Raw genomic sequence first — 22,625 nt, 5'->3', positions numbered from 1 at the left:
GCTCCATGGGTTGAAACCCGAAATGACCACCCGCCCTTCAGGCACGAGAACCCGGTCCACTTCGCGCAAGACTTCATGCGGCCGGCTGGAAAATTCCAGCACATGCGGCAGCACCAGCAGGTCTATGCTTTGCGTCGCGAACGGCAGGGCTTCCGGATCCGCCTGAATGCGCGCCTGCCAGGAGCCGCTGCCCGCCGCGGGCAAGGCCATGCCCGCATAAGCCTTGAAAGGCATGCGGTTATCCTTCAGTGCATCGAGCTGCGGCATCCCCACCTGCCAGGCCTGGTAGCCGAAAACATCAGCTACCATGGCATCGAACTGAGCCTGTTCCCAGGCGCGGACATATTCCCCCGGCGGCGTGGCCAGCCACTCGCCCAAATTACTGATAGTGCTTTCGTCAGTCACTGGAACATATCCCCATGATTCTTTCGACAACGCCCCAGACTTCCGACGCTGTCACGCCCGGCGCGCTGCTCCCGCTGCCCGCCCTGCGGGATAATTACATCTGGCTGGCCGCCGGTTCAAGCCATGCCGTTGTGGTGGATCCAGGCGAAGCGCGCCCTGTTCTCGATTTCCTGGAACACCATCCCCTGCAGCTAGCTGCCATTCTACTCACCCATCACCATGGCGATCACGTCGGCGGCGCACTGGAACTGGCGCAAGCCACCGGCGCCAAGGTTTACGGGCCGGCAACCGAAACGCTGCCGATCTGCGATGTCCGTCTCAGCGAGAACGATAGCGTCTGTCTCAGCGACCCGACATTGACGCTGCGCGTCCTGGATGTTCCGGGCCACACTGCCGGGCATATTGCCTATAGCGGCACCCTGGCCGGACAAGCAATTCTGTTTTGCGGCGACACCCTGTTTTCTGGCGGCTGTGGCCGTCTGTTCGAAGGCACGCCGCGCCAGATGCACGACTCGCTGGCCAAGTTCGCCAGCCTGCCAGCAGACACCTTGGTGTGCTGTGCGCATGAATATACGCTGTCCAATCTGGACTGGGCTTTGCAGGTAGATCCCGGTAATCAGAAGTTAAAAGAATGGAAAAATCGTGCATCCGAGCTTAGAAATCACGGAATTCCCACAATACCCACTCAGCTCGCACTAGAATACGCCATTAATCCCTTCCTCCGCCTTGGCAATCCCCAGGTTATGCAGGCTGCCCAGCAGTGGTCGCAGCGCTCGCTTTCCAATAGTGTGGATGTCTTCGCTGCCTTGCGTGAATGGAAGAATGCAGCCTGAATGCGGCCAACGCCGCAACAGCCGCGCCAACCGAATTCAGACCGACACGCATGAAACTGATCAAATTCATCCTACCGTTGTGCCTGGCCGTCCTGGCGGGTTGCGCCAGCCCCTCCCAACAGCACACGGCCCAAACCGACGACCCCCTGTCGCTCCTGATCGCACGCACTTCCCCCCCCCAGCAAAAAACCAATCGCGCCACGCTGCTGCAAGCACGCATGGCCGACAGCTCGCGGATCATCGACCTGACGCGTCCGGCTTCCGACGCCTGGGAACGCATCCGCCTGGGCTTTGCGATCCCCAATCTGGACACGCCGCTGGTACAGAAGTGGACGGACTACTACGCCGCGCACCCGGAGTATGTGCAACGCATGGCCGATCGCGCCGGCAAGTATCTTTACCATATCCTCGATGAAATCGACCGCCGCGGCCTGCCGACGGAGCTGGCCTTGCTGCCCTTCGTCGAAAGCGCCTACAACCCGGACGCCTACTCGCGCGCGCATGCTTCCGGGCTATGGCAGTTCGTGCCCGCCACCGGCCAGAACTTCAACTTGAAGCAGGACTGGTGGCGCGACGAGCGCCGCGACCCCATCGCCTCCACGCGCGCCGCGCTGGATTACCTGGAATACCTGTTTGAACTGCAAGGCGACTGGCATCTGGCCCTGGCCTCGTACAACTGGGGAGAAGGTTCGGTACGCCGGGCCATGGCACGCAATGAAGCGGCCAGCCAGCCGACGGATTATCTGTCGCTGAACATGCCGGACGAAACGCGCAACTATCTGCCCAAGCTGCAGGCCATCAAGAATATCGTGGCCATGCCCCAGCAGTACGCCATCGCGCTGCCCGAAGTTCCCAACACGCCTTACTTCACCACCATTGCCAAGACCCGCGATATCGACATCGACATCGCCGCCAAACTGGCGGAAATGCCGCTGGAAGAATTCCGCGCGCTCAACCCTTCCTATAACCTGCCCATCATTCCCGGCTCGGAAAGCACCACGCTGATCCTGCCGCTGGACCGGGTCGAGATTTTCTACGCCAATCTCAATGCCTACAAAGGCGAACTGAGCGCGTGGAAAACCTATCACCCGCAGCGTGGCCAGGCCTTGAGCGACATCGCCCGCGAACACGGCATTTCCGAAGCGGAACTGCGCCGCCTCAACGGCTTGGGCGCCCGCCAGCGCACCGCCAGCGGCCAACCCTTGCTGCTGCCTGCCAAGCCGGGCAATCAGGTGAAGTTCGCTTCGCTGGCGCCCGTGGTGCCGGTCGCAGCTGCCACCCGCGCCGCCCCGGCCCGTGCCGCCGCCGTCCGTTCGCACACCGTGCGCCGCGGCGATACGCTCTCTACCATTGCGCGCCGCTATGGCACCGATGTCAGCACCCTGCGCCGCCTCAATAATCTCAAGGGCAGCAACCTTGCCGTGGGCCGCAAACTGCGTATCCCCGGCACGAATTCGCGCGGGTAAACACCATCCTTTCCGCCCAGGCGCTGCCCTGGCGGTATGATTGCAAAGTGGTCGGCCCTGTCCGGCCCTTTGCCTTCGTTAATTTTCAGGATACACACACATGGGTTTTCTTAGCGGCAAGCGCATTCTCGTTACCGGGGTCCTGTCCAACCGCTCCATTGCCTACGGCATCGCGCAAGCCTGCCACAAGCAAGGGGCCGAGCTGGCCTTCACCTATGTCGGCGACCGCTTCGCTGATCGCGTCAAGGAATTCGCCGCCGATTTCGGCAGCGATATCGTGTTGCCCTGCGATGTCGCCGAAGATGCCAGCATCGACAGCGCTATCGCCACGCTGGGCGAACGCTGGGACGGCCTGGACGGTCTGGTGCACTCCATCGGTTTTGCGCCGCGTGAAGCCATCGCCGGAGAGTTTCTCGACGGTCTGTCGCGTGAAGGTTTCCGTATCGCGCACGATATCTCGGCCTACAGCTTCCCGGCACTGGCCAAGGCCGCCCTGCCGCTGCTGCAAGCCCGCCGCGGCGCGCTGCTCACCCTGACCTATCTGGGGTCCGAGCGCGTGGTGCCAAACTACAACACCATGGGTCTGGCCAAGGCCTCGCTGGAAGCCAGTGTGCGTTACCTGGCCAACAACCTCGGCCCGCTGGGTATCCGCGCCAACGGCATTTCCGCCGGCCCGATCAAAACTCTGGCGGCCAGCGGCATCAAGGACTTCTCGTCCATTCTGAAGTTTGTCGAACAGACGGCGCCGCTGCGCCGCAACGTGACGATCGAAGATGTCGGCAATGCCGCCGCCTTCCTGCTGTCCGATCTGGCAGCAGGCATCACGGGTGAAATCACCCACGTGGACGCCGGCTTCTCGACAGTCGTGCCGGGCATGCAAGCCTGATATAGGTAACTGCCAGCCAAAAATGGCGCTGAAAGGCTATCGGCCCTTCAGCGCCATTTTTTTTGCATCCCCGCGTGCTGCCAGACGCCCGGCTGCTGTCAGCCCAGGCGCGTGGTGACTTCGACTTCGGTTTGCGTCATGAGTTTGTGAATGGGGCAGCGGTCGGCAATCGACAGCAAATCCTGCCGCTGGGCGTCATCCAGATTGCCATGCAGCGTCAGCGTCACTGACAGGCCATACACGCCCGCCCGTTCGCGGCTGGCATCGCGCTCCACCTTCACCTCGACGGTTTCCAGCGGGTACTCCTTGCGGCGCGCATACAGCAGGACAGTCATGGCCTTGCAGCCTCCCAGCGCCGTATCGAAATAGTCGTGGGGGTCAGGCCCCTCTCCTTGCGGCGCGGGCATATCCAGCGCCAATTCATGGCCAGCCGCGACGGCGGTCAGGCGCAAGGCGGATGCTTCGTTCTGACGGATGCTGATGCTCATGATGTCCTCTCGATGTGAAAAAGCCCGTCAGACTGCAGGACGGGTCAAACCCCTTGATCGTCTCCGGCGTCCCCGCCGGCGGCCGCGGTTTTGCTGCGGTCCTGAACCTGCCTGTTCTGCTGTTTGCGCGCCCGCTCCAGCCGGATGTTGCGCAACCACTCGCGCCACATGGCAACCAGCAGCGCCATCAATACCGGCCCGACAAACAGGCCGACAAAACCCATGGTTTTCACCCCGCCCACCAGGCCGAAAAACGTCGGCAGGAAAGGCAGTTTGACCGGCCCGCCCACCAGCCGCGGGCGCAAGGTTTTATCCACAATGAACAGTTCGATACTGCCCCAGGCCAGCAAACCCACACCTGCCACGATATCGCCGGACGCCATCAGGTACAAGGACACCAGCGTGAACGACAGCGGCGCGCCGCCTGGGATCAAGGCCATGAAACCGGTAATCACGCCCAGCAGCACCGGTGACGGCACCCCGGCCACCCAATAGGCAATCCCCAGCACGACCCCTTCACCGATGGCGATGACCCCCATGCCAGTCACGGTGGAGCCTATCGTGGCGGGCACCATGCGCGAGAACTGCTGCCAGCGCGCCGGGAAAATCCGCTCGCCCGCCAGATCCAGCTGCGTCACGACCGCGGTCCCGTCCTTATAGACAAAGAACAGCGTAATCAGCATGAACAAGACCGTCAGCGCCAAATGGAACAGATTGCCCGTCGCCGACAATACCCAGCGGTAAATATTGCCCAGGTGCTGGCCGCTCAGCACTTGCACCCAATAGCCCAGGGCATGCGGCTCGCCCAGGTGCTCCTGCCAGTAACCGGCCCAGCGCTCACCCACGACAGGCAGCGCGGCCAGCCATTCCGGCACAGGCAAGCCATCACGATTGGCGCCCTGCAGCCAGCCCAGCACATTGCCTGCTTCCTGGATGGCATAAGAGAGTGCCATGGACAAAGGCACAATCAGCACCAGCACCACAATCAGCAGCGCGCCGCTGGCCGCGAGCGCTGTGCGCCCATTGCAGACTCTGACCCAGCGCGAATACAAGGGCCAGGACGCAATGCCGATAATCAGCGCCGCCAAGGCCGGTACCAGGAAACTGCCGAAAAAATAGACCCCGGCAACCAGCACCAGTATCAGGAGCCAGCGCGCAATGACCTGCGCGGGAAAAACTGGTGGCAGAGACATAGATTCGGCTTCCTGATAGCGTGCGGGGGAACGTAGGGCTTAACGAACGTCAGACTTAACGAACGGCCTGCTGGGCACGGTCCAGGCGCGCCTTCAGCTCATCGGCCGGCAAGGCGCCTGGCGCCCGGGTTCCGTCCTCGAAGAAAATCGCTGGCGTGCCGCGCACATTCAGGCGTTTGCCCAGGGCCAGCAGTTTGTCCAGCGGCGCATCGCAGCGCCTGGGCTGAGGCGCAATGCCCTGAAGCATCCAGGCATCCCAAGCGGCAGCCGGATCCCTGGCGCACAGCACCGAACGCGCTTTTTCATGCGAGTCCTGCGACAGAATAGGCATCAGGAAAGCATACACCGTCACATTGTCTATCCCCGCCAGGGTCTGGCGCAGCTGTTTGCAGTAGCGGCAGTTCGGGTCTTCGAAAATCGCCAGTTTGCGCGAACCGTCGCCATGCACCTGCTTGATCGCCAGATCCAGCGGCAACTCGTCGAACGCGATGGCTGACAACTGCTCCATGCGCTCCTGCGTCAGGTTGCGCCGCGTTGCCGCATCCACCAGATAGCCCTGCATCAGATAGCTGACATCGGCATCGGTATAAAACAGGCCGTCATCCAGGCGCACCTCATACAGGCCATATCCGACGCTGCGCACCTCGTCCGGCTGCACGCCATCGAATCGCTGCGCAAACCGCTGGCCCACCGCTGCCGCTTGCGCATCCGGCGCATCCGCGGCCTGCACGGCTGGCGCCAGCAAGGTTGCCGTCGCAACAGCAAGGGCAGCAAACCAGCGGCGGCATTGTAGGACTGACATGAAAGGTGTTCTCCTGATTCGTTCCGGGACGCGTCCCTGTGATTTCTAGCGTGAAGCCTGCTCGATCAACAGACGCTGCAAACCGGGCAGGCGCCCGATCAGCGACATGCCGGTATTGCGCAACCAGGCCAGCGGGGCCGGCTGCGCCTCGAACAAACGATGCAGGCCGTCGGTCGCCAATGCCATCGCGCCCACCGCTTCGGCACGCCGGCGGCGGTAACGCCGCAACAACAACGGGTCGCCCGCCAGACGAAAATCTTCCCGGCCGCCTACGATGGCGGCCAACTCACGCGCATCGCCCAGCCCCAGGTTCAAACCCTGCCCGGCCAGCGGATGCACACGATGGGCCGCATCGCCGACCAGCGCAAGACGTTCGCCAACCATATCGGTACGGTCCAGCGTCAGGGGAAAACCATGCACCGCGCTGCGCAAGCTCAGGCGCCCCAGGGCACCCTCCGTGGCCTGCGCCAGGCGACGTTCCCAGGCGTGCGCGGCTTCTTCCGCCGGCAATGCCTTCATGGCCTGGGCATGTTCATCGCGCATGGACCAGACCATGGACACCTGCGGCCCCTGCGCCGTATCCGGCAGCGGCAGCAAGGCCAGCACGCCATCATCACGGAACCATTGCCGGGCAATGCCGCCATGCGGCAGTTCGGCATCCAGATGCGCCACCAGGCCTGTGGCGCCATAGGCACGCGAACTGACGCCGCCGACATGCGCCCGCAACCGGGAGCGCGCGCCATCCGCGCCGATCAGCAAATCCGGCCGCAATTCGGCGCCTTTGCTGGTAAACAGCGCGCCAGCGTCATAGCGCACGGCTTCTTCATCGCGCCATTCCAGGCCAAACACGCGCACCGCCTGCTGCAAGGCACGTTCAATCTCACTGGATTCCACAATCCACGCCAGGGCATCCCGGGCGGCTTGCCAGGCATGCAGATCCAGGCGGCCATCGGCATCGCCATGAATTTCCATGCCTGCCACAGGCGCTACACGCCCGGGTTCCAGCGCGTCCCACACGCCCAGTTCCTGCAAAAAGACCTGGCTCGCCGGAGAGATCGCATAGACGCGGGCGTGGTAGAGGTCGGTCTGCGGCGGCGGCACCGGGCGGCGCGGCGCCAGAATGACAGGGCGCTGGCCCTGGCGCGCCAGCGCCAGCGCTGTCGCCAGGCCGGCATTGCCGGCGCCGCAAATGACGATACCGCCCATCATCGCGCTGCCGGCTGCCCGGCCGATTTGGGCCACAGCACCCACATGCGGCCGCGCTGCTTCATGCGGCCTGCCTGCTCACCCGCTTCGTCACCGAAGCCCCAGTAAAAGTCCGCCCGCGCAGCCCCTTTGATGGCTGCCCCGGTATCCTGCGCGAATACCAGCCGGTTGAGCGGCTGATTGGACGAAGGCAAAGTCGTGGACAGGAAAACCGGCGCGCCCAGCGGCACATAGCTGGTATCCACCGCGATCGAACGCTGCCCGGTCAGCGGGATGCCATAGGCGCCCTTGGGGCCTTCGGACGGGTCGCTGATGACTTCTTCACGGAAAAACACCATGGCCGGATTGGCATTGAGCATTTCCTGCACACGCGCCGGGTTGCGGCGCGCCCAGGCGCGGATATTCTGCATGGACGCCTGCGCCAGCGGCAGTTCGCCCTTATCGGCCAGCCAGCGTCCAATCGAGGCGTAAGGCCGCCCGTTATGGTCCGCATACGCCAGGCGCAAGGTATCGCCCTGGCCGGGGCCGCCAGTCAGCAAGACACGGCCGGAACCCTGGATTTGCAGGAAGAAGGCATCAACAGGATCATCCACCCAGACAATCGCTGCCGGCTGCCGCGCGCGGTCGGCCGCAATCTCGGCCCGGGTGTCATAAGGCACCACGCGCTTGCCGTCCACCAGCTTGCCGCGCACGCGCTTGCCCGCCAGTTCGGGGTAAACCGCCCCCAGGTCTATCGTCAGCAAATCAGCCGGCACGGCGTACAGCGGCCATTGATACGCGCCGCCGCGTTCCCGCGAACCGCGCACCAGGGGCTCATAATAGCCAGTCACCGTATTGGCAGCCGCCCCCTTGCCGTCATCCAGGCGCCAGGGCTGAAGATGCTGCTGCATGAAGCGCCGGATGGCAGCCGGATCGTTGGCCGCCGGGGCCTGCGCCGGGTCGGCAGCCGCCGCGCAGACGGCATGCCAGGGGCGCGGCGCCGAACGCGCCGGTGCTGTCAGCGAACCGCCAGTAGGCCGCATCAGACCAGCGCAATTGCGCAGAAAGGCCACCCAGGCCTGATCCATGGGCTCGTTGCCCCAGCCGGGCAGCTCTGCCCAATCCGCGCGCGCCCAGCCGCCATCGAGCCGGCGCGCCGCCGTATCCCGCAAGCTGGCCAAAGGAGGCACACGCAAGGGCAACAGGCTGCGCGGTTCGGCGGCCGCTTCACCCGCCGCCCCTGCCGCCGCCGGCCCCGCAGACTGCCCGCCCTCAGGCGCAGGCCCTGTTGTGCTGCAAGACGCCAGCAATGCGGCGCCACCAATCAATAATGGAAGTAAACGCGTCAGCTTCATGAACCGCCCGGTATGTTCTGGAGGCATTATAGGACCGCCACTAGAGCGGCGCTTGAAGTTTTTCCGTGCGCCCGGCGGCCCTGTTAATGCAGGGTGCTGGGCATCGCCAGCATGAATTCCGGTATGGCGACATCAAAGGGAATACCATTTTCCCCGACACAATGATACGTCCCGCGCATCGTCCCAACAGGCGTCTTCAACGGACACGCGCTGGTGTATTCAAAAGATTCGCCCGGCCCCAGCAGCGGCTGCTTGCCCACGACCCCCAGCCCGCGCACCTCATGCTGATGCTGCGCGGCATCGGTAATGATCCAGTGGCGCGCAATCACTTGCGCCGGACGGCTGCCGGTATTGGCAATGGTAACGGTATAGGCGAACAGATACTCGCCAGCCGACGGCTGCGACTGTTCCGGTACGTAACGCGGCACTACCGTTACGGTCAAATCATAGGTTTTATCCTGCATCTCACACTCCCCCCTCATGGCTGCCGCCGTTCAACAAGACACGGGGAAGATGCGAAACGTCGTCCCTGCCCCCCAAAACTGCAATAATGTCGGCTGCTTGCCTGAGCTTTTTTCCATATTGCAGCCCTTGCCTGCATCGGAATACGGCGCGGCAGCCACCCGCCAGGGCCATGCCTTCCGGCCGCCCCGGCTTGTCACGCAATTTCTGCGCGGTCATCCCGCGCCGCCATTCCTTGCCTTCCAGGCCGCTATCATGCCAGAACAAACGTCCTTGCCGCCCGCCCGCATTGCTCCCAGCATACTGTCCGCCGATTTTGCCCGCTTGGGCGAAGAAGTGCGCAATGTCCTGCTTGCGGGCGCGGACTGGATCCACTTCGACGTCATGGATAACCATTTCGTTCCCAACCTGACCATCGGCCCGCTGGTCTGTGAGGCGATCCGTCCCCATGTCAAAGCGCCCATCGACGTGCATTTGATGGTCGAGCCGGTGGACGCCCTGATCCCCATGTTCGCCAAGGCTGGCGCCGACATCATCAGTTTTCACCCTGAAGGTTCGCGGCATGTGGATCGTACCTTGTCGCTGATCCGCGATCATGGCTGCAAGGCTGGCCTGGTGTTCAACCCGGCCACGCCGCTGGACTGGATGGACCATGTCATGGACAAGCTCGACCTGGTGCTGCTGATGTCGGTCAACCCGGGCTTCGGCGGCCAGGCGTTCCTGCCCTCCACCCTACCCAAACTGCGCCAAGCGCGCGCCCGCATCGACGCCTGGACGGCGCAGGGCGGACAGCCTATCGCGCTGGAGATCGACGGTGGCGTGAAAGTTGACAACATCGGCGCCATCCGCGCCGCGGGCGCCGATACCTTCGTGGCCGGCTCCGCCATTTTCGGCAAGCCCGACTATGCCGCCGTAATCCAGGCCATGCGTGCGGAAATGGCGCGCGCCGACGGCGCTCTGCAAACCTGTTGACCCCTGAACCCTGACGCCTGCGCCTGACATGAATCCCATCGAGCTGGTATTGCTGGACCTGGACGGCACCCTGCTGGACACCATCCCGGATCTGGCCAATGCGGCCAATCACATGCGCGCCGATCTCGGCCTGCCGCCGCTGCCGCTGGCGCTGCTGGCAACCTTTGTCGGCAAAGGCATGCAGGTGCTGGTGCGCCGCGCCATGACGGGCGAGGCCGCGCTGGACGGCGCGCTGCCCGACGGCTTTGAACAGGCGCTGGCGCGCTTTCAGCATCACTATCGCGCGCTCAATGGGGCCGAGACCCGGATTTACCCCGGCGTTATCGCCGGGCTGGACGCCATGCAGGCCCAGGGCCTGCGGCTAGCGGTCGTCACCAATAAGCCGCAGGCCTATACGCCGCCGCTGCTGGCGCGCATGGGACTATCCGGCTATTTTCCCATCGTGATTTGCGGCGATACCTGCGCGCGCAAGAAACCGGATGCCGAACCCCTGCTGCATGCCTGCCAGCTGGCGGGCGCCGTCCCGGCCGCCACGGTCATGATCGGCGACTCCATCAATGACACCCAGGCCGCCCGCGCCGCCGGTTGCGCGGCCTTGGCCGTCAGCTACGGCTATAACGAGGGCATGGATGTGCAGACGCTGGATGTCGATGGTATAGTGGACACACTGCTGGAAGCAGCCGGGTGGATTGCCCGCCGCAACCAGCATTGAACCTCTATCGAATCCCCCTTCAAGATTCCAGACTGATTTCCATGCTCATCACATCCGCATCCCGTTCCGCACGCGCCAATTGGCGCTGGTGGCGCAGCATGTCCGGGTGTTGGTGACGACCTCCGGCTGGCGCCTCTGTGTGCCAGCCCGACGCAGCAAAAAGATCACACGCCCGGCCCACCTTCTGGCCGGGCTTTTTTGTGCGCGCCCGGCCTCCCCAGTATCCACGGAGAGACCCCATCATGACCGAGATTGAATTCCAGGCCCTGGCCGCTCAAGGCTATAACCGCATTCCGCTGATCGCCGAAAGCCATGCCGACCTGGATACGCCGCTGTCGCTGTATCTGAAACTGGCGCACCAGGGCGGCAGCCAGGGCCGCATGAGCTGCCTGCTGGAATCCGTCGTCGGCGGCGAGCGCTTTGGCCGCTATTCCTTTATCGGCCTGCCGGCGCGCACGGTTCTGCGCGCCAGCGGCGAAGCAGTGGAAGTCCTGCGCGACGGCGCAATCGTCGAACGCCACCAGGGCGATCCGCTGGCCTTCATCGAGGCCTACCAGCAACGTTTCAAAGTTGCCCTGCGCCCCGGACTGCCCCGCTTCGCGGGCGGCCTGGCCGGTTATTTCGGCTACGACACCATCCGCCACATCGAAAAGCGCCTGGGCCCGGCCGTCAAACCCTTTCCTGCCGGGATGGAAGAAGGCGTGCCGGACATCATGCTGCTGCATGTCGATGAGCTGGCCATCGTTGACAACCTCAGCGGCAAACTCTATCTGATCGTTTACGCCGACCCCACCCTGCCGGAAGCCTATGCCCGCGCGCAGCAGCGCCTCAAGGCGCTGCGCGCCCAGTTGCGCCGCCCGGTCGAAGTGCCTTATAGCCATGCCAGCACCCGCACCCAGGAACAACGCGACTTCAACAAGCCTGACTATCTGAAAGCCGTGCTCCAGGCCAAGGAATACATCGCCGCAGGCGACCTGATGCAGGTGCAGGTCGGCCAGGTGATCTCCAAGCCTTTCCGCGATGCGCCGCTGTCTCTCTACCGTGCGCTGCGCTCGCTCAACCCCTCGCCCTATATGTACTTCTGGAACTTCGGCGACTTCCATGTGGTCGGCGCCTCGCCGGAAATTCTGGTGCGGCAGGAAAACCTGCCCCAGTCCGCCGGCCCGGTCCCGGCCTTTTCCAGTTCACCGGCCGCCACCCCGCTGGAAACCGGCAGCCGCATCACGATACGCCCGCTGGCCGGCACCCGCCGCCGTGGCAACACGCCTGAGGAAGATGCCGCGCTGGCCATCGAACTGCAGGCCGACGCCAAGGAACGCGCCGAGCACGTCATGCTCATCGACCTGGCCCGCAACGACATCGGCCGCGTGGCCGAACCCGGCAGCGTGGAAGTGACGGATACCATGACCATCGAGCGTTACTCCCATGTCATGCACCTGGTTTCCAATGTCGCCGGCACGCTGCGCCCCGGCATCGGCAATATGGATGTGCTGCGCGCCAGCTTCCCGGCTGGCACCCTGACCGGCGCCCCCAAAGTCCGCGCCATGGAACTGATAGACGAACTGGAGCCGGTGCGCCGCGGCATCTACGGCGGCGCGGCAGGCTATCTCAGCTACGGCGGCGAAATGGATCTGGCCATTGCCATCCGCACCGGCGTCATCAAGAACGGGACGCTGTATGTCCAGGCGGCGGCCGGTATCGTTGCCGACTCCGACCCCGAAATGGAATGGAAAGAAACCGAGGTCAAGGCCCGCGCCGTGCTGCGCGCCGCGGAACAGGTGCAGGAAGGCCTGGATAGCGCCGACTGAGCCTCCGGCCCGCCTGACGCGCCGCGCTGGCCGCGACACCATCGCAAGGCTCCTCCGGGAGCCTTGCGGCATTCTGGCCACTGCCGGCCAGCGCTGGCCGCACTGGCCGCGCCCCGCCATGGCCTCTGACGTTTCATGCCGGGCGCGCCGCTCTTTTTTCTGTTGCAAACCTGTCCTGGCGCCAGGCTGGGCAAGGGGTAGAATCAGCACCCGTCCGAGACTTGTCATCAAACTGAAGCATGAACGCATCCACCGGCCCCAAAACGGCCAGGCAAACAGGCAATCAGAACAACCAGAAATGGATGCCCTGGCTGCGCCTGCACCGCCAATACTGGACTCTCCTGATTCTTGCCGTGCTGGGCCTGGCGCTGGGCCGCCTGGCCTTGATGATGGGTCAGGCCCCCGCGCAGTGGCATCCCTCGGGCCAGGACATCACGCGGGCGTTCTGGATGGGCGCGCGCTTCGACATCAAGAACCTGGCCGTTCTGCTGGGGCTGCCCCTGTTTCTGGCCTTTCTGATGCCCGCCGGGCTGCGGCGTTTCTGGCAAAAGCTGCTATCCGGCTGGCAAGTGCTGGTCATGCTGCTGCTCAACCTGCTGATGGTAGTCAACTACTACTACTTCCAGTTTTACAACAGCCCCATCAACGGCCTGATCTTCGGCATTGCCGAAGATGACACAGCCGCCGTTTCCCTCACGCTCTGGAACGATTTCCCGGTCATCTGGCTCGTAGGCGGCATTCTGCTGCTGACAGCCATACAAGTATTCATCGCCCGCTGGTGGGCCCGGCGCCTGAGCACCGGCCTGAGCGGCTGGCGGCTCGCTGCGCTGGCCATTGCCAGCCTGCTGCTCACCGCCGGCCTGGCGCGCGGCAGCCTGGGCACCTTCCCGCTGCGCACCATGCATATGGCCGTCTCCAGCGATGCCTTGGTCAACAATTTGGTGCCCAATGGCTGGGTCGCCCTGCAAATGGCCTGGAAGGAACGCAATGCCTCGGATATGGGCAGCACCCCGGAAGCCGGCATGAAGTTCTATGGCCTGGAATCCCTGCAAGACGCCCTGCAACAGGCCGGCCTGCAAAGTGCCGATGAAAGCTTGAACGCCGCCCAAGCCGCCGAGCGCGCCCGGAACGCCCTGCAGCAAACCCTGCCGCCCCAGGAGGCCTGGCAGCAGGCACGCCAGCCGAACGTGCTGGTGGCCGTCATGGAAGGCTGGGGACGGCATCTGCTGGAATATGATGACCCGGCCCGCAATGACTTGCTGGGGCGCCTGCGCCCCTGGCTGCACGGCAAGGCGGACTATTTCAGCCAGGCCTTGTCTTACCAGCACGGCACCTACCAAAGCCTGGAAGGCCTGCTGCTGGATAGCCCTATCACCCCCTTGATGCAAAGCCGCTACGGCTACCACGGCTATTCAAGCTCGGTGGCCCAGGCCTACCGCGATGCTGGCTACCAAACGGTGTTCCTGAGCGCGGGCCAGGATAGCTGGCGCAAACTGGATACCGCCCTGCTGCAGCAAGGCTTCGACCAGGTATTGGGCGAAAGCGCCATTCTTGAACGCTATCCGCAAGCCACCACCCACACCTGGGGCGTGGATGACGAATGGATGTTCCGCTATGCCCGGGATATCGTGGCGCAAGCCGAAGCCGCCGGCAAACCGCTCATGCTGGTCATGCTGACCACCACCAATCACCCGCCTTTCCGCACCCCCCCGGGCTATCAGCCCGCGGTGCTGGACCCTGGCACCCTGGGCAGCGCCATGGCCGTCGATGCCGAACAGGGGCGGACCATCATGTCCACCTATCAGTACGCCAACGATGCCCTGGGCCACTTTCTGGACCAGCTGGACAGCGACGGCGTCATGGCGCACACCCTGTTCGCCGCCACCGGCGACCACAACACGCGCCAGATCTTCGCCTACCCCGATGCCAGCCAGCTGAATTTCAAATATGGCGTTCCCATCATCATCTGGCTGCCCGAACCCTACCGTCTGGGCGGACAGGCCCACACCGGCGAATGGGCCAGCCATCAGGATATCTTTGCCACGCTGATGGCGCACTCCCTGCAAGACACACGGATCGCCACGCGCGGCCGGGATCTCTACGCGGATACCGCCGCGCCGGTGGCCCTGTCGTTCATCGGTGATGATGCCGCTGCCGGCATGGGGGTTTTCATCAGCGCCGAAGGCGCGGTAATCGGCATGGAACACCCGCAGTTCTACCATTGGGGCGCCGACGGCAAGCTGCAAGCGGCCGCCGCCCCGAGCTACGCCCTGCAAACCCAATGGCAGAAACAGCGCGCCGAACTGGCCTTGCGGGACTGGCGCATCCGCTCGGAAGCGCTGCAATCCCCGCCGCCGCTGCCGGACGCCCGCCCCCCTGCCGCACACACCTCGACAGACAACAAAGCTGCCGCTACAATCGACTGAATGCCTGTCCTGCCAGCGGCGCTGAACGCCCAGCAGCCAGGCCTGCCGCCCAGCCGTGCTATCCCGGCTGGCGCAAGACTTTCATCACGCACAGACTGAATTCATGAATCGTTACGCAACGTCCTTCGCTTGCCAGTGGTGGCGCTTCCAATAGGAAGCGGCTCGACGTTACGGTTCAAAAACAACGCCTTGCCGCCGTTTCGGGTGGATACAAGGCGTTTTTTTATTCTGATTCCCGGTACGGCGGCTCCAACGCTCAGGAGATTGCCAGTGCCACATGCCCCCACCGCCCTCTTTCTTTCCGGCCAGCGCCGGCAGGCTGGCTGCGTGCGCGCCTATCCCGCGTTGGCCCGCCGATGGCGGCCCTTGCCCTCCTCAGGCAAGCACTGAACCTTGCACAGACTTTCCCGGCGCAGCCACTTCCGTCTGCACGCCGGCAACCGAATACCGCAAAGACACAAGGATCGCCATCATGGCCCTGCTGATGATAGACAACTACGACTCGTTCACTTACAACCTGGTCCAGTACTTCGGTGAACTGGGCGAAGAAGTGAAAGTCGCCCGTAACGACGAAATCACGCTCGACGAGATCGAAGCCATGGCCCCGGCACGCATTTGCGTGTCGCCCGGCCCCTGCTCGCCGGCCGAAGCCGGCATTTCCATCGCTGCCATTCAGCGCTTCGCCGGACGCATCCCTATCCTGGGCGTGTGCCTGGGGCATCAATCCATCGGGGCCGCCTATGGCGGCAAAATCATCCGCGCCAAGCAGATCATGCACGGCAAAACCTCGCCCATCACCCATACCGGCACGGATATCTTCCGCGGCCTGCCGTCGCCCTATACCGTCACCCGCTATCACTCGCTGGCCATTGAGCGCGAATCGCTGCCCGACTGCCTGCAAATCACCGCGGAAACGGAAGATGGGGAAATCATGGGTATCCGCCATAAAGAATTAGCGATATACGGAGTACAGTTCCATCCCGAATCGGTTCTGAGCGAACACGGCCATGCCCTGCTGCGCAATTTTCTGACGCAGGACTGACCGTCATGACACCGTCTGCAAGCACCCCCATGCCCATCACTCCGACAGAAGCACTGGTCCGCTGTATCGAGCACCGCGAGATCTTTCACGACGAAATGCTCACCCTGATGCGCAGCCTGATGCGCGGCGAAATCTCGCCGCCCATGATGGCCGCCCTGCTGATGGGCCTGCGCGTCAAGAAAGAAACCGTGGGTGAAATCACCGCTGCCGCGCAGGTCATGCGCGAATTCGCCACACCCGTCATGGCGCCCAATACCGCAGACTTGCTGGATATGTGCGGCACCGGCGGGGATGGCAGCAATACCTTCAATATTTCCACGGCCTCCATGTTCGTCGCGGCAGCCGCCGGTGTGCCCATCGCCAAACACGGCGGCCGCAGCGCCTCCTCCTCGTCAGGCAGCGCCGACGTGCTGGAAGCCCTGGGCGCGCATATCGACCTGCCGCCGCAGGCCGTGGCGGAAAGCCTGGCCGCTACCGGCATCGGCTTCATGTATGCCCCCAACCACCACAGCGCCATGAAAAATGTCGCGCCCATCCGCAAAGAGCTGGGCGTGCGCACCATTTTCAACATCCTGGGCCCGCTGACCAACCCGGCCAAAGCAGCCAACCAATTGATGGGCGTGTTCCACCCCGATCTGGTCGGCATCCTGGTGCGTGTGTTGCAGCGCCTGGGTTCGCGCCATGTGCTGATCGTCCACGGTATGGACGGCATGGACGAAGCGTCACTGGGGGCTTCTACCCTGGTCGGGGAACTCAAGGACGATATCGTGACCGAATACCAGATCCACCCCGAAGACTTCGGCTTGAACATGGTATCCAACCGCAGCATCCGCGTCGCCAGCCGCGAAGAGTCCCGCGACATGGTACTGTCCGCCCTGAACAATGAGCCCGGCACCGCGCGCGACATCGTCGCCTTCAATGCCGGCCTCGCCATTTACGCTGGCAACCGCGCCGCCTCGATCGAGGACGGCCTGCGCCTGGCCGGCGAAGCACTGGACAGCGGCGCGGCGCGCGCCAAGCTGGAAGAATTCTGCGCCTTTACGCGCAAAGGACGACAGGCATGAACGATATCCTTACCCGTATCCTGGCAGTAAAAAAAGAAGAGGTCGCGACCTCCCGCCAATTGCGCAGCGAAGCCGAACTGCTGCGTGAAGCCCAGGCCCGCAAGGATGTGCGCGGCTTCGCCCGCGCCATCGAAGACGCCATCGCCGTCGGCCGCCCCGGCGTCATTGCGGAGATCAAGAAAGCATCGCCGTCCAAAGGCGTCATCCGCGAAAACTTTGCCCCTGCCGAGATCGCCGGGTCCTATGCCGCCCACGGCGCAGCCTGCCTGTCTGTTCTGACCGATGTGCAATTCTTTCAGGGCTCTCACGATCACCTGCGCCAGGCGCGTGCCGCCTGCAGCCTGCCTGTGCTGCGCAAGGATTTCGTCATCGACAGCTATCAGGTGGTCGCGGCGCGCGCCATGGGCGCCGACTGCATCCTGCTGATCGCCGCTGCGCTCAGCGATTCGCAAATGCGTGACCTGGAAGACTGCGCCAGGGCGCTGGACCTTGATGTCCTGGTGGAAGTCCATGACGCGGAAGAACTGGATCGCGCCCTGAAGCTGCATACCCCGCTGCTGGGCATCAACAACCGCAACCTGCGGACCTTTGAAACCAGCCTGCAAACCACACTGGACTTGCTGCCGCGCATCCCGGACGGCAAGCGTGTTGTCACGGAAAGCGGCATCAGCAGCGCCGAAGACATCCGCCGCATGCGCGAACATGGCGTGCAGGCTTTCCTGATCGGTGAAACCTTCATGCGCGCCGCCGAACCCGGCGCCGAACTGGCCCGGCTCGTCGCCTGAGACCGGCGCAGCACCACGCCAGCTCTGTTGCGGCCTGAAGGCCGCTGCGGTACCCCCGGCAGCAGCCGCTCCTGCTGCCCGCCCATCAAGCCCATCGCATCAGGCTCGCCCCCGCCGGCGGGCCTGGCCCGCTGATTCCCCCCTGGGATAACTCCCTAGTCCTGCCCCTGCATTTTTTATTGACACCATAGTTTCACAAAACTATTCTACTGAAACTACAGTTTCATTAGAGCATGGCGATCATGACTTCCACTTTGCAGGAACGCATCCTGTCCTTGCAGGACAGCTTTACCGACAGCGAACAACGCCTGGCCCATGTCACGCTGGAATGCCTGGGCAATATCGCCGCATGGTCTGGCGCGGATCTGGCCAAGAAAGCCGGTGTATCCAAGGCGACCGCCAGCCGTTTCTTCCGGCGCCTGGGCTATGAGAATTTCAATGAAATCCGCGCCCAAGCCCGCGACGAAGCCGAACGCGGCTCCCCGCTGTATGAAATGGCCGGCATCCGTCCGCCCGATGCGTCCGGCGATGCCCTGGCCGCCCATCTTGCCACCGACCTGCAAAACCTGGCGCAAACCTTTGAACGGCTGGACGGCCGCGATGTTGAAACTGCGGTTTCAATGCTGGCGCAATCGCGCCGGGTCTGGATCGCGGGATTCCGTAATGGCCGCGTGCTGGCGCAATATGCCTGGGCCTTGCTGACCCAGCTGCGCGACGGCGTGACGCTGGCGCCGGGCGCCGGCCTGAACCTGGCGGAAGACCTGGCTGACATGGGGCCGGACGATGTGCTGCTGGTCATGGATTTCCGGCGCCGCGTCACTCTGCTCAAGCCGGTAGTCGAACACGCCAGCCGCGTCGGCGCCCGAGTCATCGTGCTGACCGATCCGACCGCAACGGAACTGCCGGCGCGCGCCGATGTCGTCCTGCGCTGCGTCAACCGCAGCCCGGCCGTCTTCGACTCCTACATCGCCGCCATGAGCCTCATCAATCACCTGTGCGCGGTCCTCACGCACACCTTGGGCGATGCCGCCCGCCAACGCCTGAAGAATATCGAATCGCTGCACGATCTCTACGGCGATCTGCAGCACTGACACTTCACGCGCCCATAACGATACTGATAAACCAGGAGACTCTCTTGTCCACCATTCTGCCCAACGCCCGCCTGCACTGGATTCACAATACCGACTTCGCCCCGCAGGCGCCCTATGGCCCGGCGCAGCAAGCCATCCTTGGCGGCGCCGCCTTCCAGCAAGCCAATGAGCAAATCCGCCGCTGGCCAGGCTATGCGCCAACACCGCTGCGCGACCTGGCCGGACTGGCCGCCGCCGCCGGTGTGCGCCAGATTCTCTACAAACAGGAAGCGCACCGCTTCGGCCTGGGCAGTTTCAAGGCATTGGGCGGCGCCTATGCGGTCAGCCGCCTGCTGCTGCGCGAATTGAATCAGCGCCTGGGCAGGACAGACCTGGGCATAGAAGACCTGCTGTCAGGCCGTTACCGTGACCTGACCCAAAGCATGACCGTCACCTGCGCGACAGATGGCAATCATGGCCGCTCTGTCGCCTGGGGCGCCGAGCGCTTCGGCTGCCAATGCGTGATCTACATCCATGCCACCGTCAGCGAAGGCCGTAAAGCCGCCATCGAAAGCTATGGCGCGCAAGTTGTGCGCACCCCCGGCAACTATGACGACTCCGTCCGCCAGGCGGCGGAAGATGCTGCGCGCCTGGACCGCTTTGTCGTGTCGGATACGTCTTACCCCGGCTATATGGATGTCCCCAAGGACGTCATGCAAGGCTATGGCGTCATGGCCGACGAAGCGCTGCAACAGATTACCCGGACAGATGATGGCGTCCTGCCCACCCATGTGTTCCTGCAAGGCGGCGTCGGCGGGCTGGCGGCAGCGGTCTGCGCGCACTTCTGGGAACATCTGGGCGAACGCAGGCCGCGCTTTATCGTGGTCGAGCCAGACAAGGCCGCCTGCCTCTATGAAAGCGCCAAAGCCGGTCATCCTGTCGCCGTGCATGGTGAACTGGATACCGTGATGGCCGGGCTGGCCTGCGGCGAAGTGTCCCTGCTGGCCTGGGAAATCCTGCACCCTGGCGTGCAGGCCTTTCTGACGGTGGATGACGCAGCGGCACTGGATACCGTGCGCCTGCTGGCCGACAGCCCGTACGGGGATGCGCCCCTGGTCGCAGGGGAATCGGCGGTGGCGGGCCTGGCGGGCGCGCTGGCAGCGCTGGCCGACCCCGGGGCCAGGGCGGCGCTCGGCCTGAACGCCGACAGCCGCATCCTGCTGTTCGGCAGCGAAGGCGCCACAGACCCTGTGCTGTATGAAGAGATCGTGGGCCGCAAGCCGGAAGACATCGGAGAGCCAGCATGAACCGCCAGCGCCCGGCACCCCGCATCAATCTGGCGCGCCTGCTGGCCCGCATCGCCGAACTGGGCCAAGTCGGCGCCATTGCTGGCGGAGGCGTCTGCCGCCTTGCCCTGACGGACGAAGACCGCCAGGGCCGCGACCTGGTCACCGGCTGGATGCGTGAACTGGGCCTGGACATCACCGTGGACGCCATCGGCAACGTCACCGGCCTGCGGCGCGGGCAGGAAGATGGCCCGCCAGTCATGACAGGCTCGCATATCGACACGGTACGCACTGGCGGCCGCTATGACGGCAATCTCGGCGTGCTGGCCGGGCTGGAAGTCATGGCCGCCCTTAATGATGCGGGCATACAGACCCGCCGGCCGCTGGCCGTCACCTTTTTCACCAACGAAGAAGGCTCGCGCTTCGCCCCCGATATGATGGGCAGCCTGGTGTATCAGGGCGGTATGGCGCTGCAGCAGGCACTGGATACCGTTGGGATAGACGGCACGACTGTCGGCGACAACCTGCGCCGCATCGGCTATGACGGCCCTGCCCCGGTGGGCAGCAATCAGGTGCATGCCTTTGTCGAACTGCATATCGAACAAGGCCCGCTGCTGGAGCATGAACACACAGCCATAGGCGCTGTCACTGGCGTGCAAGGCATTCACTGGCTGGAGTTCACTGTTGAAGGAACGTCCAATCACGCCGGCACCACCCCCATGGCGCTGCGGCACGATGCCGGTCTGGTAGCCGCGCGCATTGCCTGCTTTGCGCGTGACCTGACGCGGCGCATGGGCGGCGGCCAGCTGGCTACCGTTGGCCATTTGCAGCTGCATCCCAGCCTGATCAACGTCATTCCCAATCGCGCCACGTTCACCCTGGATCTGCGCAATACCGACGGCCAGGCGCTGCGCCAGGCTGTCGCCGAGTGCCTGGCGCAGGCTGACGCGCTGGCGGCCGGAGAAGGCGTGCAGATCACGCACCGCATCCTGGCCGACTTCGAGCCGGTCGCTTTCGATGAACGCATCATCAGCCGGGTCGAAACACTTGCCCGGGCCCACGGCCACAGCGTGCGCCGCATGCCCAGCGGGGCTGGCCATGACGCGCAAATGCTGGCGCGCCTGTGCCCGACCGGCATGATTTTTGTCCCCAGCGTCGGCGGGCTTTCGCACAACGTCGCCGAATTCACGCAGGACGGCGACATTGGCGCGGGCGCTGCCATTCTGCTCGACCTGCTACTGGAACTGGCGCAATCCTGACGCGCCCCAAAAGATAATCACAAGGAGACTCCACCATGTCACGCATCATCAATGTCGCTGCCGCCCAGCTCGGCCCCATTCACCGCACCGATAGCCGCCGCGCCGTCGTGGCCCGTCTGCTGGAACACCTGCGCAACGCCCACGCCATGGGCTGCCAGCTCGTCGTCTTTCCCGAACTGGCGCTGACCACCTTTTTCCCGCGCTGGTATGTGGAAGACCAGGTGGAAATGGATGGCTACTACGAAGCTGAAATGCCCGGCCCGGAAACCCGCATCCTGTTCGAAACAGCCGCCGAACTGGGCATAGGCTTCTATCTCGGCTATGCCGAGCTGGCCATGGAAAATGGCGTCAAGCACCGCTACAACACTTCTATCCTGGTAGATCAGAGCGGCAAGATCATCGGCAAATACCGCAAGGTTCACCTGCCCGGCCACGCCAAGAATGAACCCTGGCGCGCCTTTCAGCATCTGGAAAAATACTATTTCGAACCCGGCCCGTCGTTCGATGTCTGGCGCGGTTTCGACGGCATCATGGGCATGGCGCTGTGCAACGACCGGCGCTGGTCCGAGACCTACCGTGTCATGGGCCTGCAAGGCGTGGAGATGATCATGATGGGCTACAACACCCCGGTACACAATCCGCCCGCCCCCGAGCACGATGACTTGTCCATGTTCCATAACCAGCTCGTCATGCAGGCTGGCGCTTACCAGAATGGCACCTGGGTTGTGGGCGTGGCCAAAGCAGGCAATGAGGAAGGCTGCGAAATGATAGGCGGCAGCTGCATCATTGCGCCCTCCGGCGAAATCGTCGCGGCCTGCTCGACCAAGGGCGATGAACTGGCGATTGCCCGTTGCGACCTGGATCTGTGCCGCTCCTACAAGACCACCACCTTCAACTTCGAACGCCACCGCCGCCCTGAAGCCTATGGCCTCATCACCGAACGGCGCGGCGCCATCGAGCCGGAGGCGCTACCCGCCTGAATAAGGTCTGACAGCCTGCCCGCCCGGCTTTGAGGAGGGCCGTCCGGGCAGGCCAGTCTTCCCCCGAAAAACAAACCAGGCATGCGGCCATTCCGGCACGCAGGGGGACGTTTTGCCTGAAAAACATCAATACCAAAGGAGACAAG

The 22,625-nt window shown here is 63.8% G+C and carries 20 protein-coding genes and 2 pseudogenes; 15 read left to right on the top strand and 7 right to left on the bottom strand.

The features are described from left to right. On the bottom strand, positions 1–405 hold a 405-nt coding region (locus ACTJGZ_RS08060; protein ID WP_441662416.1), incomplete at its 3' end, for a class I SAM-dependent methyltransferase. Between the two features lie 14 nt (positions 406–419). Here ACTJGZ_RS08060 and gloB point away from each other — a divergent pair. The 3 genes from gloB to fabI all read left to right on the top strand — a co-directional run bounded on the left by gloB (position 420) and on the right by fabI (position 3,590). Next, positions 420–1,238 carry a hydroxyacylglutathione hydrolase gene (gloB, locus tag ACTJGZ_RS08055; RefSeq protein WP_441662415.1) on the top strand — a complete coding sequence of 273 codons (819 nt, stop codon included), beginning with the start codon at positions 420–422 and terminating at the stop codon, positions 1,236–1,238. 50 nt (positions 1,239–1,288) lie between these two features. Then, the gene (locus ACTJGZ_RS08050; RefSeq protein ID WP_441662414.1) at positions 1,289–2,704 is read left to right on the top strand and encodes a LysM peptidoglycan-binding domain-containing protein; all 1,416 of its coding nucleotides are present in this window, start codon (positions 1,289–1,291) and stop codon (positions 2,702–2,704) included. A 100-nt stretch (positions 2,705–2,804) separates the two neighbouring features. Further along, the gene (gene fabI / locus ACTJGZ_RS08045; protein ID WP_441662413.1) at positions 2,805–3,590 is read left to right on the top strand and encodes an enoyl-ACP reductase FabI; all 786 of its coding nucleotides are present in this window, start codon (positions 2,805–2,807) and stop codon (positions 3,588–3,590) included. A gap of 98 nt (positions 3,591–3,688) precedes the next feature. Here fabI and ACTJGZ_RS08040 read toward each other — a convergent pair whose 3' ends face one another. The 6 genes from ACTJGZ_RS08040 to apaG all read right to left on the bottom strand — a co-directional run bounded on the left by ACTJGZ_RS08040 (position 3,689) and on the right by apaG (position 9,077). Next, positions 3,689–4,078, bottom strand: a complete 390-nt coding sequence (locus ACTJGZ_RS08040) for an OsmC family protein (RefSeq protein WP_441662412.1) — start codon at positions 4,076–4,078, stop codon at positions 3,689–3,691. A 44-nt stretch (positions 4,079–4,122) separates the two neighbouring features. Next, the gene (locus tag ACTJGZ_RS08035; RefSeq protein ID WP_441662411.1) at positions 4,123–5,271 is read right to left on the bottom strand and encodes an AI-2E family transporter; all 1,149 of its coding nucleotides are present in this window, start codon (positions 5,269–5,271) and stop codon (positions 4,123–4,125) included. A gap of 55 nt (positions 5,272–5,326) precedes the next feature. Further along, positions 5,327–6,073, bottom strand: a complete 747-nt coding sequence (locus ACTJGZ_RS08030) for a DsbC family protein (RefSeq protein WP_441662410.1) — start codon at positions 6,071–6,073, stop codon at positions 5,327–5,329. 45 nt (positions 6,074–6,118) lie between these two features. Further along, entirely contained in the window at positions 6,119–7,282 is a 1,164-nt protein-coding gene (locus ACTJGZ_RS08025) for an FAD-dependent monooxygenase (protein ID WP_441662420.1), read from the bottom strand. Continuing rightward, entirely contained in the window at positions 7,279–8,613 is a 1,335-nt protein-coding gene (gene mltA, locus ACTJGZ_RS08020; protein ID WP_441662419.1) for a murein transglycosylase A, read from the bottom strand. Before mltA ends, ACTJGZ_RS08025 begins: the two co-directional genes overlap by 4 nt. Before the next feature lie 83 nt (positions 8,614–8,696). Beyond that, positions 8,697–9,077, bottom strand: coding sequence for a Co2+/Mg2+ efflux protein ApaG (gene apaG, locus ACTJGZ_RS08015; protein ID WP_441662409.1), 381 nt, complete (start codon positions 9,075–9,077; stop codon positions 8,697–8,699). Positions 9,078–9,330: 253 nt separating this feature from the next. Between apaG and rpe the strand changes: the two genes are divergently transcribed. The 12 genes and pseudogenes from rpe to ACTJGZ_RS07955 all read left to right on the top strand — a co-directional run bounded on the left by rpe (position 9,331) and on the right by ACTJGZ_RS07955 (position 22,479). Then, a complete protein-coding gene (rpe, locus tag ACTJGZ_RS08010; RefSeq protein WP_441662408.1) occupies positions 9,331–10,047 on the top strand; it encodes a ribulose-phosphate 3-epimerase in 717 nt (238 codons plus the stop codon). Positions 10,048–10,075: 28 nt separating this feature from the next. Continuing rightward, a complete protein-coding gene (locus ACTJGZ_RS08005; protein WP_441662407.1) occupies positions 10,076–10,759 on the top strand; it encodes a phosphoglycolate phosphatase in 684 nt (227 codons plus the stop codon). Positions 10,760–11,001: 242 nt separating this feature from the next. Then, a pseudogene (locus tag ACTJGZ_RS08000) lies at positions 11,002–11,472 on the top strand (anthranilate synthase component I); the annotation flags it as partial. Between the two features lie 12 nt (positions 11,473–11,484). Beyond that, positions 11,485–12,567 (top strand): annotated as a pseudogene (locus tag ACTJGZ_RS07995) (anthranilate synthase component I family protein); the annotation flags it as partial. Positions 12,568–12,806: 239 nt separating this feature from the next. After that, complete coding sequence (locus tag ACTJGZ_RS07990; RefSeq protein ID WP_441662406.1) at positions 12,807–14,993, top strand: LTA synthase family protein; 2,187 nt, start codon at positions 12,807–12,809, stop codon at positions 14,991–14,993. 472 nt (positions 14,994–15,465) lie between these two features. Beyond that, a complete protein-coding gene (locus ACTJGZ_RS07985; RefSeq protein ID WP_441662405.1) occupies positions 15,466–16,035 on the top strand; it encodes an anthranilate synthase component II in 570 nt (189 codons plus the stop codon). Positions 16,036–16,064: 29 nt separating this feature from the next. Next, positions 16,065–17,099 (top strand): anthranilate phosphoribosyltransferase, encoded by a 1,035-nt coding sequence (trpD, locus tag ACTJGZ_RS07980; RefSeq protein ID WP_441662418.1) that lies wholly within the window; start codon positions 16,065–16,067, stop codon positions 17,097–17,099. Further along, positions 17,096–17,884 (top strand): indole-3-glycerol phosphate synthase TrpC, encoded by a 789-nt coding sequence (gene trpC / locus ACTJGZ_RS07975; RefSeq protein WP_441662404.1) that lies wholly within the window; start codon positions 17,096–17,098, stop codon positions 17,882–17,884. Before trpD ends, trpC begins: the two co-directional genes overlap by 4 nt. 242 nt (positions 17,885–18,126) lie before the next feature. After that, positions 18,127–18,975 carry a MurR/RpiR family transcriptional regulator gene (locus ACTJGZ_RS07970; protein ID WP_441662403.1) on the top strand — a complete coding sequence of 283 codons (849 nt, stop codon included), beginning with the start codon at positions 18,127–18,129 and terminating at the stop codon, positions 18,973–18,975. Between the two features lie 44 nt (positions 18,976–19,019). Beyond that, positions 19,020–20,261: a diaminopropionate ammonia-lyase gene (locus ACTJGZ_RS07965; RefSeq protein ID WP_441662402.1), complete on the top strand. Its 1,242-nt coding sequence runs from the start codon at positions 19,020–19,022 to the stop codon at positions 20,259–20,261. Continuing rightward, complete coding sequence (locus tag ACTJGZ_RS07960; RefSeq protein ID WP_441662401.1) at positions 20,258–21,499, top strand: M20 family metallo-hydrolase; 1,242 nt, start codon at positions 20,258–20,260, stop codon at positions 21,497–21,499. The genes ACTJGZ_RS07965 and ACTJGZ_RS07960 overlap by 4 nt, the downstream gene beginning before the upstream one ends. 35 nt (positions 21,500–21,534) lie before the next feature. After that, the gene (locus ACTJGZ_RS07955; protein ID WP_441662400.1) at positions 21,535–22,479 is read left to right on the top strand and encodes an N-carbamoyl-D-amino-acid hydrolase; all 945 of its coding nucleotides are present in this window, start codon (positions 21,535–21,537) and stop codon (positions 22,477–22,479) included. The last annotated feature ends 146 nt before the right edge of the window (positions 22,480–22,625 follow it).

Source organism: Kerstersia sp., assembly GCF_052103615.1.
Taxonomy (GTDB): Bacteria; Pseudomonadota; Gammaproteobacteria; order Burkholderiales; family Burkholderiaceae_B; genus Kerstersia.
The sequence above is the reverse complement of the archived record's forward strand: the minus strand, read 5'-3'. Positions and strand labels throughout refer to the sequence as shown.

Excerpts from the sequence above, each read along its gene's own strand:
- gloB (WP_441662415.1), top strand. The coding sequence starts at position 420 with ATGATTCTTTCGACAACGCCCCAGACTTCCGACGCTGTCACGCCCGGC.
- ACTJGZ_RS08050 (WP_441662414.1), top strand. The coding sequence starts at position 1,289 with ATGAAACTGATCAAATTCATCCTACCGTTGTGCCTGGCCGTCCTGGCG.
- fabI (WP_441662413.1), top strand. The coding sequence starts at position 2,805 with ATGGGTTTTCTTAGCGGCAAGCGCATTCTCGTTACCGGGGTCCTGTCC.
- ACTJGZ_RS08040 (WP_441662412.1), bottom strand. The coding sequence starts at position 4,078 with ATGAGCATCAGCATCCGTCAGAACGAAGCATCCGCCTTGCGCCTGACC.
- ACTJGZ_RS08035 (WP_441662411.1), bottom strand. The coding sequence starts at position 5,271 with ATGTCTCTGCCACCAGTTTTTCCCGCGCAGGTCATTGCGCGCTGGCTC.
- ACTJGZ_RS08030 (WP_441662410.1), bottom strand. The coding sequence starts at position 6,073 with ATGTCAGTCCTACAATGCCGCCGCTGGTTTGCTGCCCTTGCTGTTGCG.
- ACTJGZ_RS08025 (WP_441662420.1), bottom strand. The coding sequence starts at position 7,282 with ATGATGGGCGGTATCGTCATTTGCGGCGCCGGCAATGCCGGCCTGGCG.
- mltA (WP_441662419.1), bottom strand. The coding sequence starts at position 8,613 with ATGAAGCTGACGCGTTTACTTCCATTATTGATTGGTGGCGCCGCATTG.
- apaG (WP_441662409.1), bottom strand. The coding sequence starts at position 9,077 with ATGCAGGATAAAACCTATGATTTGACCGTAACGGTAGTGCCGCGTTAC.
- rpe (WP_441662408.1), top strand. The coding sequence starts at position 9,331 with ATGCCAGAACAAACGTCCTTGCCGCCCGCCCGCATTGCTCCCAGCATA.
- ACTJGZ_RS08005 (WP_441662407.1), top strand. The coding sequence starts at position 10,076 with ATGAATCCCATCGAGCTGGTATTGCTGGACCTGGACGGCACCCTGCTG.
- ACTJGZ_RS07990 (WP_441662406.1), top strand. The coding sequence starts at position 12,807 with ATGAACGCATCCACCGGCCCCAAAACGGCCAGGCAAACAGGCAATCAG.
- ACTJGZ_RS07985 (WP_441662405.1), top strand. The coding sequence starts at position 15,466 with ATGGCCCTGCTGATGATAGACAACTACGACTCGTTCACTTACAACCTG.
- trpD (WP_441662418.1), top strand. The coding sequence starts at position 16,065 with ATGCCCATCACTCCGACAGAAGCACTGGTCCGCTGTATCGAGCACCGC.
- trpC (WP_441662404.1), top strand. The coding sequence starts at position 17,096 with ATGAACGATATCCTTACCCGTATCCTGGCAGTAAAAAAAGAAGAGGTC.
- ACTJGZ_RS07970 (WP_441662403.1), top strand. The coding sequence starts at position 18,127 with ATGACTTCCACTTTGCAGGAACGCATCCTGTCCTTGCAGGACAGCTTT.
- ACTJGZ_RS07960 (WP_441662401.1), top strand. The coding sequence starts at position 20,258 with ATGAACCGCCAGCGCCCGGCACCCCGCATCAATCTGGCGCGCCTGCTG.
- ACTJGZ_RS07955 (WP_441662400.1), top strand. The coding sequence starts at position 21,535 with ATGTCACGCATCATCAATGTCGCTGCCGCCCAGCTCGGCCCCATTCAC.